This is a genomic window from Ensifer sp. LC11, assembly GCF_001695835.1.
GTDB lineage: Bacteria > Pseudomonadota > Alphaproteobacteria > Rhizobiales > Rhizobiaceae > Ensifer.
Genome location: NZ_MBSO01000073.1, coordinates 82,358 through 99,033, shown reverse-complemented (window position 1 = coordinate 99,033; position 16,676 = coordinate 82,358). Strand labels below are relative to the sequence as shown.

Genomic DNA, 16,676 nt, shown 5'->3' with positions numbered 1-16,676 from the left:
TGCCGGGTTCAACAGGAGGGAAAACGATGACGGATCATTCGCCATCACAGCAATCTGGGCTCAACCTCGCACACAGCGTTGCGACGGCTGAAAAAACGCCCGCATTCCCGACTGGCCTGCCGCGAAAACAGGGTCTCTACGATCCGCGCAATGAACATGACGCCTGCGGCGTCGGCTTCGTCGCACATATGAAGGGTCAGAAGTCGCACCAGATCGTGCGCGACGGCCTCTTCATGCTCGAAAACCTGACGCACCGTGGTGCCGTCGGCGCCGACCCGCTGATGGGCGACGGCGCTGGCATTCTCGTGCAGATTCCTGACCGCTTCTTCCGTGAGGAAATGGCCAAGCAAGGCATCACCCTGCCGAAGGCGGGCGAGTATGCCGTCGGTCACATCTTCATGCCGCAGGACGATGCGCTGGTCGCGCATTTCAAGCAGGTGATCAAGGACGTCGTCGCCGAGGAAGGCCAGGTGCTCATCGGTTACCGCGACGTGCCTGTTGACAACGCGTCGCTGTCGAAGGCGACCGAAATCGCCGCGACCGAGCCCCGCCACGTCCAGGTCTTCGTTGGCGCCGGCCGCGATGCTGCGACCAATGCAGAGTTTGAGCGCCGCCTCTTCACGCTGCGCAAGGTGATCTCCAACCGCATCTATGACGAATACAAGGGCGAGGAGAGCAACTTCTATCCCGTCTCGCTGTCGTCCTCGACGATCGTCTACAAGGGCATGTTCCTCGCCTATCAGGTTGGCGCCTACTATAAGGACTTGGCCGATCCGCGGTTCGAGAGTGCCGTGGCCCTCGTCCACCAGCGCTTTTCGACCAACACCTTCCCGTCGTGGAAGCTCGCGCACCCCTATCGCATGGTCGCCCATAACGGTGAAATCAACACGCTGCGCGGCAACGTCAACTGGATGGCGGCGCGCCAAGCGTCGGTCTCCTCACCGCTCTTCGGTGACGACATCTCCAAGCTCTGGCCGATCTCCTACGAGGGCCAGTCGGACACCGCCTGCTTCGACAACGCGCTCGAATTCCTGGTGCAGGGCGGCTATTCGCTGTCGCATGCCGTCATGATGCTGATCCCCGAGGCATGGGCCGGCAACCAGCTGATGTCGCCGGAGCGGAAAGCCTTCTACGAATACCACGCCGCACTGATGGAACCGTGGGACGGCCCGGCCGCCGTCGCCTTTACCGACGGTCGACAGATCGGTGCCACGCTCGACCGCAACGGCCTGCGTCCGGCCCGCTACATCGTCACCTCCGACGACCGCGTCATCCTCGCTTCGGAAGCCGGCGTGCTGCCGGTCGACGAGGACAAGATCGTCAAGAAGTGGCGCCTGCAGCCGGGCAAGATGCTGCTGATCGACATGGAGCAGGGCCGCATCATCTCCGACGAGGAGGTGAAGTCTTCGCTTGCCCAGAAGCACCCCTACAGCAAGTGGCTTGAAGACACCCAGCTGATCCTCGAGGAGCTGAAGCCGGTGGAGCCGCGGGCGCTGCGCCGCGACGTCTCGCTGATCGATCGCCAGCAGGCCTTCGGCTACACGCTCGAAGACACCAAGATCCTGATGTCGCCGATGGCAACGACCGGTCAGGAAGCGATCGGCTCGATGGGCACCGATACGCCGATCTCGGCGATGTCGGACAAGCGCAAGCTGCTTTATACCTATTTCAAGCAGAACTTCGCGCAGGTCACCAACCCGCCGATCGATCCGATCCGCGAAGAGCTGGTGATGAGCCTCGTCTCCTTCATCGGTCCGCGCCCGAACATCCTCGATCACGAGGGCATGGCGCATGCCAAGCGGCTCGAGGTGCGCCAGCCGATCCTGACGAACGGCGATCTCGAAAAGATCCGCTCGATCGGTCATACCGAGGATCGTTTCGACACCAAGACGCTCGACTTCACCTATGACATTTCGCGCGGTGCCGAAGGCATGCCGGAAATGCTCGACCGTCTTTGCGAGCGTGCGGAAGCGGCGGTGAAGGGCGGCTATAACATCATCGTGCTGTCCGACCGTCAGGTCGGTCCCGACCGCGTGGCGATCCCGGCGCTGCTCGCAACTGCCGCGGTGCACCACCACCTGATCCGCAAGGGCCTGCGCACCTCCGTCGGCATCGTGCTTGAATCCGGTGAGCCGCGCGAAGTGCATCACTTCTGCCTGCTCGCCGGTTACGGCGCCGAGGCAATCAACCCCTATCTCGCCTTCGATACGCTGACCGACATGCACAAGCGTGGCGACTTCCCCAAGGAAGTCGACGGCAGCGAAGTGGTCTACCGCTACATCAAGGCCGTCGGTAAGGGCATCCTCAAGGTCATGTCCAAGATGGGCATCTCGACCTACCAGTCCTATTGCGGCGCGCAGATCTTCGACGCCGTCGGCCTGTCGTCGAAGCTTGTCGACCAATTCTTCTTCGGCACGGCGACGACGATCGAAGGCATTGGTCTCGAAGAGATCGCGGCCGAGACCGTTGCCCGCCACAAGGCGGCCTTCGGCGCCGACCCGGTTCTCGCCAACACGCTCGACATCGGCGGCGAATATGCCTACCGCATGCGCGGCGAAAGCCACGCCTGGACGCCGGACGCGATCGCCTCGTTGCAGCATGCCGTGCGCGGCAATGCTCAGGACCGCTATCGTGAGTTCGCCGAGATGGTGAACAATTCGGCGCTGCGCATGAACACGATCCGCGGCCTCTTCACCGTCAAGAGCGCCGAGGCTGCCGGCCGCAAGCCGATCTCGGTCGACGAGGTCGAGCCGGCTACCGATATCGTCAAGCGCTTCTCGACCGGCGCCATGTCCTTCGGCTCGATCAGCCGCGAGGCGCATACGACGCTGGCGATCGCCATGAACCGGATCGGCGGCAAGTCGAACACCGGCGAAGGCGGCGAGGAAAGCGACCGTTATCTGCCGCTGCCCGACGGTTCGACCAACCCCGAGCGTTCGGCGATCAAGCAGATCGCCTCCGGCCGCTTCGGCGTCACCACCGAGTATCTGGTCAATGCCGACATGCTGCAGATCAAGGTGGCGCAGGGGGCGAAGCCCGGCGAAGGCGGCCAGTTGCCCGGCCACAAGGTCGACGCGACGGTTGCCAAGACCCGCCACTCGACCCCGGGCGTCGGCCTGATCTCGCCGCCGCCGCACCATGATATCTACTCGATCGAAGATCTGGCGCAGCTGATCTACGATCTGAAGAACGTCAATCCGGAAGCGGACGTCTCGGTCAAGCTCGTCTCGGAAGTCGGCGTCGGCACGGTTGCCGCCGGCGTCGCCAAGGCGCGCGCCGACCACATCACCGTTGCCGGCTTCGACGGCGGCACCGGCGCTTCGCCGCTGACCTCGTTGAAGCACGCCGGCAGCCCGTGGGAAATCGGCCTCGCCGAGACCCAGCAGACACTGGTGCTGAACGGCCTGCGTTCGCGCGTCGCCCTTCAGGTCGACGGTGGTCTGAAGACCGGTCGCGACGTCATCATCGGGGCGCTGCTCGGCGCCGACGAGTTCGGCTTCGCCACCGCGCCGCTGATCGCCGCCGGCTGCATTATGATGCGCAAGTGCCACCTCAACACCTGTCCCGTCGGTGTCGCCACCCAGGATCCGGTGCTGCGCAAGCGCTTCAAGGGCACGGCCGAGCACGTCATCAACTACTTCTTCTTCGTGGCCGAGGAAGTGCGCGAGATCCTCGCCTCGCTTGGTGTCAAGAAGCTTGACGAGATTATCGGCGCGTCCGAATTGCTCGAAAAGGACGGCGCACTTGCCCACTGGAAGGCCAACGGCCTCGACTTCTCGAAGATCTTCCACAAGGTGGAGGCCGCGAAGGAAGAGACCTACTGGACCACGCGCCAAAAGCATCCGATCGACGACATTCTCGATCGCAAGCTGATTGAGGAAGCCAAGACCGCTCTTGAAACCAAGTCCCCGGTCAAGATCGAAGCGGAGATCAAGAACGTCGACCGCTCGGCCGGTGCGATGCTTGCGGGTGCGCTTGCCAAGCGCTGGGGCCACAAGGGCCTGAAGGACGATACCATCCACGTGACCCTCAAGGGCACGGCTGGCCAGTCCTTCGGTGCGTTCCTCGCGCGCGGCATTACCTTCGACCTCGTCGGCGACGGCAACGATTATGTCGGCAAGGGGCTCTCGGGCGGTCGCATCATCGTCCGGCCGCCGGAAAACGCGACGATCGTTCCGCAGGAATCGATCATTGTCGGCAACACGGTGCTCTACGGCGCAATCTCGGGCGAGTGCTACTTCAACGGCGTCGCCGGCGAACGCTTCGCGGTGCGCAACTCCGGCGCGGTCGCGGTTGTCGAGGGCGTGGGCGACCACGGCTGCGAATACATGACCGGCGGCGTGGTCGTCGTGCTTGGCGGCACCGGCCGCAACTTCGCGGCCGGCATGTCCGGCGGCGTGGCCTATGTGCTCGACGAGGAAGGCGACTTCGCCCGTCGCTGCAACATGGCGATGGTCGAGTTGCAGCCGGTTCCGGAAGAGGACGACATGCTGGAGAAGCTGCACCACCACGGCGGCGACATCATGCACAAGGGCATGGTCGACGTGTCCGGCGACATGACGCGCCACGACGAGGAGCGGCTCTACCAGCTGATATCCAACCACCTTCACCACACGGGTTCGCCCCGGGCGAAGGAGATCCTCGATCACTGGGCGGATTACCGGCCGAAGTTCCGCAAGGTCATGCCGGTCGAATACCGCCGTGCGCTCGAGGATATGGAACGCATGAAAATGGCAGAGGCGGCCGAATAGGAGGCCCCGGTGACCAAGGCTCCCGGTTCATCACAGACTGGTTCGGGGGCCTCTCACGCGCGCTTGGCAAAAGCGCCTGTTCAGACGCAAAGCTTTCAGGATAGTACGATGGGTAAGGTAACTGGATTTCTCGAGATCGACCGGCAAGTGGCAAAGTACCAGCCGGCCTCCGACCGCATCCGCCATTTTCGCGAATTCACCATTCCGATGTCAGAACCGGAAGTGCAGAAGCAGGCCGCGCGCTGCATGGACTGTGGCATCCCCTATTGCCACGGCCCGACCGGCTGCCCGGTGCACAACCAGATCCCGGACTGGAACGATCTCGTCTACAACGGCAACTGGGACGAGGCGATCCGCAACCTGCATTCGACCAACAACTTCCCGGAATTCACCGGCCGCGTCTGCCCGGCGCCGTGCGAGGAAGCCTGCACGCTGAACCTCGAGGATACGCCGGTGGCGATCAAGACGGTCGAGCAGGCGATCGCCGACAAGGCCTATGAGATGGGCTACATCGTGCCGCAGCCGGCCGTCACCAAGACCGGCAAGAAGGTCGCGGTCATCGGTTCCGGTCCCGCCGGCATGGCGGCGGCCCAGCAGCTTGCCCGCGCCGGCCACGAGGTCCACGTCTACGAGCGCGAGAGCAAGCCCGGCGGCCTGCTGCGCTACGGCATCCCGGACTTCAAGATGGAGAAGAACTTCATCGATCGCCGCGTCGATCAGATGAGGGGCGAAGGCGTCACCTTCCATTGCGGCATCAATGTCGGCGTCGACGTGCCGATGCAGCGGCTGCTCGATGAGCATGATGCCGTGCTCTATTGCGGCGGCTCGGAAACGCCGCGCGACGCCGGCATTCCCGGCGTCGACTTCGCCGGCGTGCATGACGCGATGCCCTACCTCGTACAGCAGAACCGCCGCGTCGGCCGTGAGAATATCGACAGCGTCGGCTGGCCGTCGCAGCCGATCCTTGCCGGCGGCAAGCACATTGTCGTCGTCGGCGGCGGAGATACGGCTTCGGACTGCGTCGGCACGGCTTTCCGCCAGGGCGCCGTCAAGGTGACCCAGCTCGACATCCGTCCGCAGCCGCCGGAAAAGGAAGACAAGCTTGCCGTCTGGCCGTTCTGGGCGACGAAGATGCGCACCTCCTCCAGCCAGGCCGAAGGCGCTATCCGCGAGTTCCAGGTGGCGACGCTCGAATTCATCGGCGATGAGGACGGCAACCTCACCGGCGTCAAGTGCTGCCAGGTCGATGATCGCCGCAAGCCGATCGCGGGTACCGAATTCATCATCAAGGCCGACCTTGCCTTCATCGCCATCGGCTTCAGTGGTCCCTTCACCAACAGCGTTGTGAAGGACCTTGGCGACAAGCTGACGCTCAATACCGACCGCCGTGGCTCGACCAACGTCGTTGCCAACGAGCGCGACTACAAGACCTCGGTCGAGAAGCTCTGGACGGCGGGCGACGTGCGCCGCGGCCAGTCGCTGGTCGTCTGGGCGATCCGCGAAGGCCGGCAGGCCGCCCGCGCGATTGACGAGGCGCTGATGGGGTCTACAACCCTCCCGCGGTAATCAGTTACTCCCAAGCATGAAAAAGCCCCGCAGCGATGCGGGGCTTTTTTGCCGGTCACGGGTCGATTCACGGGTCGATCAGGCGCGTGATGCTCGCCGGCGTTTCAGTTGCGGATCACAGGATTGCTGATCACCGTACTTGGCTTCGACAGGCGGAAATCGTCAATCCGGCCGGCGGGAGCTGCAGCGATGTCGCCCTTGTCCACCAAGAGGTCGCGCGGGCTCTTGCCATTGCCCTTGTCCGGTGCGGTGTTGCCGAGCAGGGAGCCTGCACCATCCAGCTCCGGATCGGTGAGACCGATTGGCTGGGTCTTGACGATATCCTCGTTGCCGAGCGGCGCAGTCACGACGAGGTCTTTGAGCTCATCCGCACCGGGCACATTCTTGTCCGTCGCGGCGGCATCGCCGAGCAGCCGGCGGATGTCCTTTTCGACATAGAAGGCGAGCTTGCGTTTGCCGGCCTTGGTGAGATTGACGCCATCCGCCCCGCGCAGACGCACCTGCTGGCCGTTGATGTCGGAACCGGTCAGAACGAACTTTCCACCTTCGTCGACGAAGCCGTCCCAGATGTCGACGAACTGGCCGCCGACCTTTTCGATTTCCTCGCGATAGATGCCGTTGAAGGTCACCATGTCGGCGGTCATCGCGGCCGACTGGAACGGTGGCATGCCGACCCAGAGCACCGGCAACTTCTCCTTGCGCGCAAGGGCCGCCAGCGCATTGACGCGCTTTCGGTATTCTTCGGTCCAGGCGTCGGTCCGGAACTTTTCCTTGACGTCGCCGATCTGCATCTGCTGGCGATCGTTGGCGCCGAGGCTGACGATGATCACCGACGGCTTCACTTCGCCGACATAGCCGGGAAGGGTGCCGGGCCAGTTGAAGTAGTCTTCGCGCACCAGACCGGATGAACCGTTCGCCCGCGTCTCGACGGCGATGCCGGGCGTCATCTCGAAAGCGGTCTTCAAGCCATCGCCGAGGCTGCCGGCCATGAAGTCGCCGACGACCAGCACCTTCTTGGCGTCCGCCGCCTTCTCCACCACCTGCGGCACGACTGCGGGCGTATCGGCGAGCTTCGGCTTCTGTTTTTGCTGCCCCTGGCCCTTCTGGCGCTGCTGCTGCTGGCGCTGGCGTTTCGGGCGCGGCTGCTCAGGAAAGTAGGTGCGGTCTTCGTAAACCGGCCGTTCTCGGCTGAGCCCGCCAAAGAGCATCTGGAACAGATTGCGACGCTGGACACGCTCCTGTGCCTCGGCAAAACCGGCATAAAGGCCGACGACAACCATCGCCATGGCGGCGATGCCGATCGTCACGAGCCCGAGGGTCGTCCGGCGCGGTTCTGTGCGGCGCTTGCTCGTCATCTTGTTCATTGCTCGTTTTTCGCGCGGCAACGCGCCGCCGTCACGTTTCGGCGCGCCGCACGGGAAGGTGCAGCGCGCTTATCGGCACATGGTCTCACGGATGTGACGCTCGCGAAACCCTATGGACGCATAGGACTTCGTCAGTTGCGCAACGCCCGCAGCAGCATTTGGGTCGGCTGCCCGTCCGGCGTCAGGCCGTTCTGTGACTGGAACGCCTGGATGGCGGCCTTCGAGCCGGAGCCGAAATTGCCGTCCACTTCGCCATTGTAGTACCCAAGCTCCTTCAGGCGATTCTGCAGCTCGAACTTTTCGCTGATGTCGAGCGATCCGTCCGGACGCGGCCAGCGCTGTTGCATGCCCTGATAGCCGGCGATCTGGTCGGCAAGAAGGCCGACGCCGAGCGCGTAACTGTCCGACGCGTTGTAGCGCTTGATGACAAAGAAGTTCTTGGTCATCAGGAAGCCGGGACCTTCGCCGCCGCTCGGCAGCTTCAGTTCAGCGCGGGTGCTGCCATTGCGGAAGCCCTTGCCGTTCGGCCTGACGAAACCGAGCGAAGCCCATTCGGCCAGCGTCTTCGTCTGGCCGGAGTATTTTGCCGCGGTGGCCGGCGGTGCGACTTCGTAGCCCCAGGTCTCGCCCGGCTGCCAGCCGTTCTTCTTCAGAAGGTTGGCGGCGGTCGCCAAGGCGTCCGGGACCGAATTCCAGATGTCGCGGTGGCCGTTGCCATCGGCATCGACCGCATAGAGCAGATAGCTTGTCGGGATGAACTGGGTGTGGCCCATGGCGCCTGCCCAGGAGCCGGTCAGCTCGCGCGGCGTGATGTCGCCCTTCTGCAGGATCTTGAGTGCCGCGATCAGCTGCTTCTTGGCATAGTTCGATCTCTTCGGATCGGCATAGGCAAGGGTTGCGAGCGCACGCGGCACATAGTGCAGACGGTCATCCTTTTCGAGCACGGCCCCGTAGTTGGACTCCATCGACCAGATCGCCAAAAGGATGGTCTTGTCGACCCCGAAGTGCTTTTCGAGCGCCTTCAGCGTGCGGGCATGCTTGGTTGCCATCTCCTGGCCGACGCGCTTGGTGTAGGGGTTCACGCGGGAATCGATGTATTCCCAGATCTTGTGCTTGAATTCCGGCTGGTAGTTGGCCTTTTCGATCACCGTCTCGTCGGGTGACTTCACGCCGGCAAAGGCCTGGCGATAGGTCGACTTGGAGATCCCGGCCTTGGCGGCCGTCGCATAGAATTCGTTGATCCAGTTCTGGAATCCAGCATCGGCGCGCGCTGGTGAAGTGCTGAGCGCGGCAGCGGATAGGACGAGAGCGGCTGCGATATGACGGAAAAACGTCCTGCGGTTTCTGATCATCAGCTGTCGGTTCCGTTTCTCTGCGGGCTTCGGCCGTCATGGCCCGAATCATTCCGCAAGGTGGCAGTCTGGGGCCAGCGTCGACGGAGAGGGCAGTCGTCGGCGGCTCCTGTTTCGGATCCGGCCGCGCTTGTTGCATTGCCGGATTGCAACGAATCTACAGAAACGTGGTCAACAAACCCTTTACCATGAAATTGTGGTGGCGTCTTCCGCTGTGGAAAATGTCAAGCCTTGGTCGTGGAGTTCGCTTATGCATTTGTTCCGTCGGTTCAGGCTGTGTTCAGCTGGCGGCATAGAGATTGCAGCTCCATTACGGACCGCTGTATGGTTCGGGACGGAGTGACGTCTCGGATCATTTGGCAAGACTCATGAGTGAAATCCTTTCAAGGAGGTATCGATGACCGACAAGCGTAAAGTCCGCAAAGCCGTGTTCCCGGTCGCAGGACTGGGCACACGTTTCCTGCCAGCCACCAAGGCTGTGCCGAAGGAAATGCTGACGGTGGTGGACAAGCCGGTCATTCAATATGTGGTCGACGAGGCGCTGGAAGCCGGTATCGAGCATCTGATCTTCGTGACCGGCCGCAGCAAGGCCGTCATCGAGGATTACTTCGACATTCAGGTCGAGCTCGACCAGACGCTGCGCGAGCGCAACAAGAAGATCGAGATCGAGCTGCTCGACCGCATTCTGCCGAAGGCCGGCACGACCAGCTTCACCCGCCAGCAGGCACCGCTCGGTCTGGGTCACGCCGTCTGGTGTGCCCGTGATCTCGTCGGCAACGAGCCTTTCGCGCTGCTGCTGCCCGACATGATCATGAAGGGAGAGAAGGGCTGCCTTAAGGGCATGGTCGAGCTCTATGAGCAGAGCGGCGGCAACGTTATCGCCGTTGAGGAATGCGCTCCGGACCAGGCCCACAAGTACGGTATCGTCGGCGTCGGCGACAAGGTGGGCGATGGTTTCAAGATTACCAAGATGGTCGAGAAGCCGGCACCGGGCACAGCACCTTCCAATTTCTTCATCAACGGCCGTTACATTCTCCAGCCTGAGATCTTCCCGATCCTCGAAAAGCAGGAACGCGGCGCCGGCAACGAGATCCAGTTGACCGACGGCATGCTCAAGCTCTCTGACAGTCAGCAGTTCGCCGCCTATCACTTCCGTGGCGAAACCTATGACTGTGGCGCCAAGGACGGCTTCATCCTGGCGAACGTCGCCTTCGCGCTCGAGCGCGGCGACATTCGCCCGACCGTCGAAGGTCCGCTGAAGAACCTGCTCAGCGGCCTGAAATAATCAGTTCAGATCGAACGAGCGAAAGGCCGCGTCGACAAGGCGCGGCCTTTTTCGTGCGTGAATGCAGAGGCAATTCGCTTAGCGACGGAGGGTCAGCCCCACGCCGACACGGGTGATATCCGTCGTGTCGCCGCGGTCACGGGTGGTGCGCTCGTAACTGACGTCGCCTGTCAGCGCGAGATAACGATTGATGTCATAGGTCAGGCCGGCGCCGGTGCGCCAGGTGGTTTCGTCCGACGAGCTGGCATCCGAGGGGTAGTTTCGCAGCGTCAGGCTGTTCGTCAGTCGTGCCACCAGATCCGAGCGCATCTGATGGGTGATGATGTTGGTGAGGTTGTAATCGATCGAACCGGCATCGCCCGGCGTCGTCGACGGATTGAGGTCGGTCGAGACCGCAAAGAGCACATCGGTGCCGCGCTGCGGCGACCAATTGAGGCGACCATCGACCGACAGGCCGCTGAGATCACCGAGCCGGTCATCCTCGAAATTGTAGGTCTCGTAGCCGAGGCCGAGTTCGCCGTAGAACTTCTCGCCGAGGTCGATCTCGACGCCGCCGCGACCGGCATAGGTCTGGTAGGAGCGCTCGAAACCGAGCGGATCCTCGCGCAGGTCGTAGAGCGATTTGCCGACGGAGGCTTCGAGGAACGGGATCAGTGCCGGCGAGACTTCGTAGCCGACGCGGGCCGTCAGCGTGCCGGTGTTGCGGTTGCGATACTTGACCGAGAGATTCGTGCCGTTTTCCAGCTCGACATCGCCATAGGTGCGCCGGTCGAAGTCGACGCCGACCGAACCGCGGATCAGGCCGAAGTCGCGCTCAACGGCGGCGCCAAGGCGATAGGTGTTGACCGCGGACTGGTTCTTGGCGTTGGAAATCGCGTTCGGATCGTCGGCGTCTTCGCGCTCGAAGCTGTAGCCAGCCCGCAGGCGGGCAATCGTCTCGTCCCAGAGATCGAGGCGCAGTTCCGCGTCGATATTGGCGCGCGGTTCTTCCTCGCCCTCACCGGAGATGTTGTTCTGCAGGATGCCTTCGCCGGTAACCGTCAACTGGTGGCGCGACCAGTCCGAAGTCAGTGTGCCGCGTATCCCGGTTTCGAGATAGCCACGGTTCGTCTTGACGTCGCCGTCCTTGCGCCATTCGTGATTGATGGTCTCGCTGACGCTCGGGCGCAGCGTGAAGGTGCCGATGCGGATGCCCGGCGCGCGATCGTATTCGGGATTATAGGTCCGCAGCCGCAGACCGTCGATCGTCGGCTCCCGCTGGTTGAGGCGGACGAAGTCCTCATTTTGGGCCGGCGGCAGATCGTCGCCGCTGACGGCGCCGGTGGTCTGCGGATCGGCGATCGCGGGGGTCGTGGCCGGGACGCTTGCCGAAGTGGTCCCGACGCCATAGGTCGTTGCCGGGGCCGTCTGGGCGCTCAGCGGCGAGGGGGCGAACAGCGCCGTGCCCGCCAATAGCAGCGCCAGCGACGTCGAACGCCGCGCGTCTCCTTTGGTCGAGCGAGATGAGCCTGGCACCATATGCCGTTTGTCCACGAGCCTGATTGCAATCCTTTCGCAATCGTAAAGCGACGTGGTTAAGCAATCGTTTCCAACTGGAAAAAACGTCGTGGCATCAGCCGCTTGTTGGTGACGTGCCTATCGGTCAGGCGCTTTCCACGGTCAGGTTTCGGCCATGGGTGGAAACGACGCGCACCCGTGTGCCGGCCGGCAGGTCCGGTCCCTCGACGATCCAGATCGTGTCGTCGAGCCGGATGCGGCCGCGGCCCTCAGCGATTGGTTTCTCCAGGACCGCAGTTCGGCCGACGAGGCTTTCCGTCCGCTGGTTCAGCAGCGGTTCGTCGGTGGTATGAGACGAAGAAAGGACGAAGCGGCGGCCGAGCAGAACTGCGACCACCGAGAGGATGGCGAAAAGGACGAACTGTATTTGCCAGGTCCAGAAACCAAGCTCCCAAAGCAGCAGGGACAAGGCGCCTGTTATCAATGCGGCGATGCCGATCCAGATCAGGAAGACGCCGGGAGCGACGAGTTCGGCTGCGAGAAGCAGGAAGCCGAGAACCCACCAGCTCCAGGGTCCGAGTTCTTGAATGGCGCGTTCGATCATCGCCTATTTTCCTTGGGACGGATCGGCCGGAAAGGCGGGGGTGGTGCGGGGCGTCGATTGGCGCTGCCGTGCTGGCGAAGCCGTCTGGCTGTCGCCAAAGACTTCCCTGGCGATCGCGCCGATCCCGCCGAGCGAGCCGATCAGCGCGGAGGCCTCCATCGGCATCAGCACGATCTTCTGGTTGTTGGCAGTGCCGATCGAGGCGAGCGCCTCGGTGTATTTCTGTGCGACGAAGTAGTTGATCGCCTGTACGTCGCCGGAGGCGATGGCATCGGAGACCATCTTCGTCGCCTTGGCTTCGGCCTCAGCCAGACGTTCCCGGGCTTCTGCGTCGCGGAACGCTGCTTCGCGCTGGCCTTCGGCCTCCAGGATCGCTGACTGCTTGGCGCCTTCGGCCCTGAGGATCTGTGCGTTTCGGGCGCCTTCAGCTTCGAGAACCTGGGCGCGCTTCTCGCGCTCGGCCTTCATCTGGCGGGCCATGGCGTCGACCAGATCCTTCGGTGGCGCGATATCCTTGATCTCGACGCGGGTGATCTTGATGCCCCAGGGATTGGCGGCGTCGTCAACGACGCGCAGCAATTTCTCGTTGATCACGTCACGATTGGAGAGCAGTTCGTCGAGGTCCATCGAACCCATGACCGAACGGATGTTGGTCATCGTCAGGTTGAGGATGGCGTTTTCGAGATGGGCCACCTGGTAGGCTGCCTGCGCCGCGTTCAATATCTGGTAGAAGGCGACTGCGTCGGCCGAAACGCTGGCATTGTCCTTGGTGATGACCTCCTGCGTCGGAACGTCGAGCACCTGCTCCATCACGTTCAGCTTCGCGCCGATCCGGTCGATGAACGGGACGATCAGGTTCAGGCCCGGCTCGAGTGTTCTCGTATAGCGACCGAAGCGTTCGATCGTGTAGCGGTAGCCCTGTGGCACCGTCTTGATCCCCATGAAAAGGACCAGGATGATGAGAACCACGAAACCGATGACGACGATATCCATTCCGCCCAAGACATACCCCCCTAAATTGCAATCCGGATCTGGGCCTGCACTCTAGCGCATTCCCGTTGCATCCGGAATCGGTTTCCGCGGATTGCGCGTAGATTCAAAATGTTAGAATGGCGCAGACGTGAGTTGACGTCGACGCCTCTCCTTCATCCAGAGGTGGTGATCGCGTGTCCGTTTTCAAGCGGTGCCGCAAAGATCGCAATCAGAGCCAGCCGGCGAGTTCCCGGCGCACGACGTGTTCGAGCACGGCCATGCCTTCGGCGCTGTCGTTGAGACAGGGGATATGCGTGAACTTCTCGCCGCCATTGTGGTGGAAGCTTTCCGCTGCCTGCTCGGCGATCTCTTCCAGCGTTTCCAGACAGTCGGAAACGAAGCCGGGATTGAGGACGGCGATGCGCTTGACGCCTTCCTGGGCCAGCTTCTCGACCGTCTTGTCGGTGTAGGGCTGCAGCCATTCCTCAGGGCCGAAACGCGACTGGAAGGTGACCTGCAGCTTGTCCTTCGACCAGCCGAGCTTTTCGCGCAGCAGCCGCGCCGTTTTCTGGCACTGGCAATAATAGGGGTCGCCCTTGTCGAAATAGCTCTTCGGGATGCCGTGGAAGGAGGTGAGCACCACTTCCGGCTCCCAGTCGAGTGTCGCCATATGGCGCTCGATCGAGGTCGCCAGCGCGTCGATATAGACGGGGTCGTCGTGATAGGGCGGAACCGTGCGCAGCGCCGGTTGCCAGCGCATCTTCAGAAGCGCCTCGAAGGCCTTATCGTTGACGGTGGCGGTCGTGGCGGCCGCATATTGCGGATAGAGCGGGAAGACGAGGATGCGTTCGCAACCGGCCTCCTGCAGGGCTTCCATGCGCGAGGCGATCGACGGCTGGCCGTAGCGCATGCCCCAGTCGACGATCACGTTGGGCTGGTCAGCGAAAGTCTCGGCCATCAGTTTCGCCTGATTGCGCGTGTAGGTCCTAAGGTAGCTCTCGTTCAGATCCTTGTTCCAGATCGTCTCATAGGCCTTGCCGACCTTGCCAGGGCGGGTGTTGAGCACGATACCGAACAGGATCGGGTACCAGAACAGCCGCGACCATTCGATGACCCGGCGGTCCGTCAGGAACTCCTTCAGGTAACGACGCATCGAGGTGTAGTCGGTGCCGTCGGGCGTGCCGAGATTGACCAGGAGAACGCCGACCTTTCCAGATTGCACGGGCGGGTGGCTGGCAGGAGTGGTCATGGCAAGCTGTTCGGTCATCTTGATCCCCGTCGGGTCCCCACATTGGGACACCGCTTCCGTTTGGAGCCTTCAGTTTCCAGTCCTTCTAAAAAGAAAAGCCGGCGCGGGGAAGCCCGCGCCGGCTTTCTAGGCAGAGGCAAATTGTCTTACTTCGCCGGAATCTCCAGTTCGGTGCCGACATGCAGGTGGCGTGGAGCCGGCTTGCCGTTGGCATCGGAGATCTTTGCCCAGAGCGCACCATCGCCATAGAACGACTTGGCGAGATCCCAAAGCGTATCGCCCTTGGCAATCACATGCTTCTGCGGACCGCTGGCTGCAGCCGTTGTAGCACCGGAAGTCGCTGCCGGCTGCGTTGCCGTAGCGTCGGCAGCAGGCTTTGCTTCGGCAACCGGTTCCGCCGTTGCCGCACCTGCGGCAGACGCGACCTCGGTGATGCGGCCGTCGGTATAGGGCTTGAACGGCTGGTGGGCTGCGAGGTAGTCGGCAAGTACGGTTTCGAGGCCCGGACCGTAGTCGTAGGCGTTCTCACCCTTTTCCTTGAAGACGGCGTAGCCGTCACCGCCATTGCGCATGTAGTTGTTGGTGACGAGCGAATAGGTCTTTGCCGGATCGAGCGCGACGTAGCCTTCGCCTTCCTTCACCTCGACCGAGACGACGCGGCTGCCGACCGGCTTCGACTTGTCGAAGGAATACTTCATGCCGGCCACCTGCGGGAAGCGGCCGCCGGGCTCTTCGAGCTTGCTAAGACCGTTTTCCAGCGCGGCGCGGATGCCGTCACCCTTGATCTGGAAAGTCGCCACCGTGTTCTGGAACGGCAGCACGGTGATGACTTCGCCCATCGAAACGTCGCCACCGTCGATGGAGGCGCGCAGGCCCCCGCCATTGGTGATCGCGATGGTGACACCCTGGCCCTTGACGCGGTCGAGCATGGCGTCAGCGACGAGGCTGCCCATCTCGCATTCCTTGGCGCGGCAATTCTCGCGCTTGCCGTCGATCGGCGCTTCGGTCTTGGCGATGATCTTGTTGCGCAGCTCCTCGATCGGCTTGCCGAGTTCGGCAACGCGCGCCAGTACGGCCTCATCCGGCTTGACCGAAGAATCGACCAGGATCGGATCGCCCTTGGCCGCCTTGACGACGCCCTTGTCGTCGAAGGTGACGACGAGATCGCCGAGATACTTGGTGTAGGAGGCGGCCTGGACCACCGGAACCTTGTAGCCGCCGGGGTTGTCAACCATCGTCGGGTAGGGGCCTTCCGCCTTTGCATCGGTGTTTGACAGCAGGCTGTGCGAATGGCCGCCGACGACAACGTCAACGTCGGGGATCTTGGCGATGGCTGCGAGATCGCGCGGATAGCCGACATGGGTGAGCGCGATGATCTTGTCGACGCCCTGCTTCTTCAGTTCCTCGACCGCTGCGGTGGTGGTGGCGACGTCGTCGCCGATCAGGATGTCCGGGCCGGGGGAGGAGAGTTCCGGGGTGTCGTTCGCAACGGCGCCGACGATACCGACCTTCTGGCCGCCAACCTCGAGCACGATCGACGGCTTGATGCGGTCACCGATCTTCGACTTGTGGCTTGGCAGCACGTTGGCGGTGACGACCGGGAAGGCGATCTTGTCGAGGAAGCCGGCGAGGCCATCTTCGCTCTCGTCGAATTCATGGTTGCCGACGGTCATCGCGTCGAACTTCATCAGGTTGAGGAATTCGGCTTCGGCCAGGCCCTTGTAGGTGGTGAAGAACAGCGAGCCCTGGAAGTTGTCGCCGGCGTTGAGGAGCAGCACGTTCTTGCCGGAGAGTTCCTGGCGCTTCTGGTCGATCAGGGCTTTCAGGCGGGCGACGCCGCCGAAGCACTCGTTCTTGCCTTCCTCTTCCGCCGAGCAGGTCGAATCGAACTTGTTGATCGATTCGATACGCGAATGGAGGTCGTTGATATGCAGGATGTTCAAGTCATAATCGGCGAAGGCTGCGCCCGAAGAAAGGGCAAGAATGGACGCGGTCATCAGGCCGGTCCGCACATGTCTGATCATGATGTTCTCCTG

General features: G+C 62.6%; 10 protein-coding genes. 3 read left to right on the top strand and 7 right to left on the bottom strand.

The genetic code is table 11. The features are described 5' to 3' along the window. Positions 1–26: 26 nt before the first annotated feature. Both gltB and BBX50_RS28655 read left to right on the top strand, forming a co-directional pair. Positions 27–4,751: a glutamate synthase large subunit gene (gene gltB, locus BBX50_RS28660; RefSeq protein WP_065778680.1), complete on the top strand. Its 4,725-nt coding sequence runs from the start codon at positions 27–29 to the stop codon at positions 4,749–4,751. Positions 4,752–4,859: 108 nt separating this feature from the next. Continuing rightward, positions 4,860–6,317, top strand: a complete 1,458-nt coding sequence (locus BBX50_RS28655) for a glutamate synthase subunit beta (protein WP_065778679.1) — start codon at positions 4,860–4,862, stop codon at positions 6,315–6,317. Between the two features lie 104 nt (positions 6,318–6,421). Here BBX50_RS28655 and BBX50_RS28650 read toward each other — a convergent pair whose 3' ends face one another. Both BBX50_RS28650 and BBX50_RS28645 read right to left on the bottom strand, forming a co-directional pair. Beyond that, the gene (locus BBX50_RS28650; RefSeq protein WP_083213860.1) at positions 6,422–7,672 is read right to left on the bottom strand and encodes a DUF459 domain-containing protein; all 1,251 of its coding nucleotides are present in this window, start codon (positions 7,670–7,672) and stop codon (positions 6,422–6,424) included. Between the two features lie 140 nt (positions 7,673–7,812). Beyond that, positions 7,813–9,033 carry a lytic murein transglycosylase gene (locus BBX50_RS28645; RefSeq protein WP_065778677.1) on the bottom strand — a complete coding sequence of 407 codons (1,221 nt, stop codon included), beginning with the start codon at positions 9,031–9,033 and terminating at the stop codon, positions 7,813–7,815. 397 nt (positions 9,034–9,430) lie between these two features. On the opposite strand from BBX50_RS28645, the gene galU reads away from it, so the two are divergent. Next, positions 9,431–10,318: a UTP--glucose-1-phosphate uridylyltransferase GalU gene (gene galU, locus BBX50_RS28640; protein ID WP_065778676.1), complete on the top strand. Its 888-nt coding sequence runs from the start codon at positions 9,431–9,433 to the stop codon at positions 10,316–10,318. A 78-nt stretch (positions 10,319–10,396) separates the two neighbouring features. Here the strand turns inward: galU and BBX50_RS28635 are convergent, their stop codons facing one another. The 5 genes from BBX50_RS28635 to BBX50_RS28615 all read right to left on the bottom strand — a co-directional run bounded on the left by BBX50_RS28635 (position 10,397) and on the right by BBX50_RS28615 (position 16,664). Beyond that, positions 10,397–11,836: an outer membrane beta-barrel protein gene (locus tag BBX50_RS28635; RefSeq protein WP_065778675.1), complete on the bottom strand. Its 1,440-nt coding sequence runs from the start codon at positions 11,834–11,836 to the stop codon at positions 10,397–10,399. A 124-nt stretch (positions 11,837–11,960) separates the two neighbouring features. After that, the gene (locus BBX50_RS28630; protein ID WP_065778674.1) at positions 11,961–12,419 is read right to left on the bottom strand and encodes an NfeD family protein; all 459 of its coding nucleotides are present in this window, start codon (positions 12,417–12,419) and stop codon (positions 11,961–11,963) included. Positions 12,420–12,422: 3 nt separating this feature from the next. Then, a complete protein-coding gene (locus tag BBX50_RS28625) occupies positions 12,423–13,421 on the bottom strand; it encodes an SPFH domain-containing protein (RefSeq protein WP_139108350.1) in 999 nt (332 codons plus the stop codon). A 199-nt stretch (positions 13,422–13,620) separates the two neighbouring features. Further along, positions 13,621–14,658: a ferrochelatase gene (gene hemH, locus BBX50_RS28620; RefSeq protein ID WP_065778672.1), complete on the bottom strand. Its 1,038-nt coding sequence runs from the start codon at positions 14,656–14,658 to the stop codon at positions 13,621–13,623. 128 nt (positions 14,659–14,786) lie between these two features. After that, complete coding sequence (locus BBX50_RS28615) at positions 14,787–16,664, bottom strand: 5'-nucleotidase C-terminal domain-containing protein (protein WP_065778671.1); 1,878 nt, start codon at positions 16,662–16,664, stop codon at positions 14,787–14,789. Positions 16,665–16,676 lie beyond the last annotated feature (12 nt).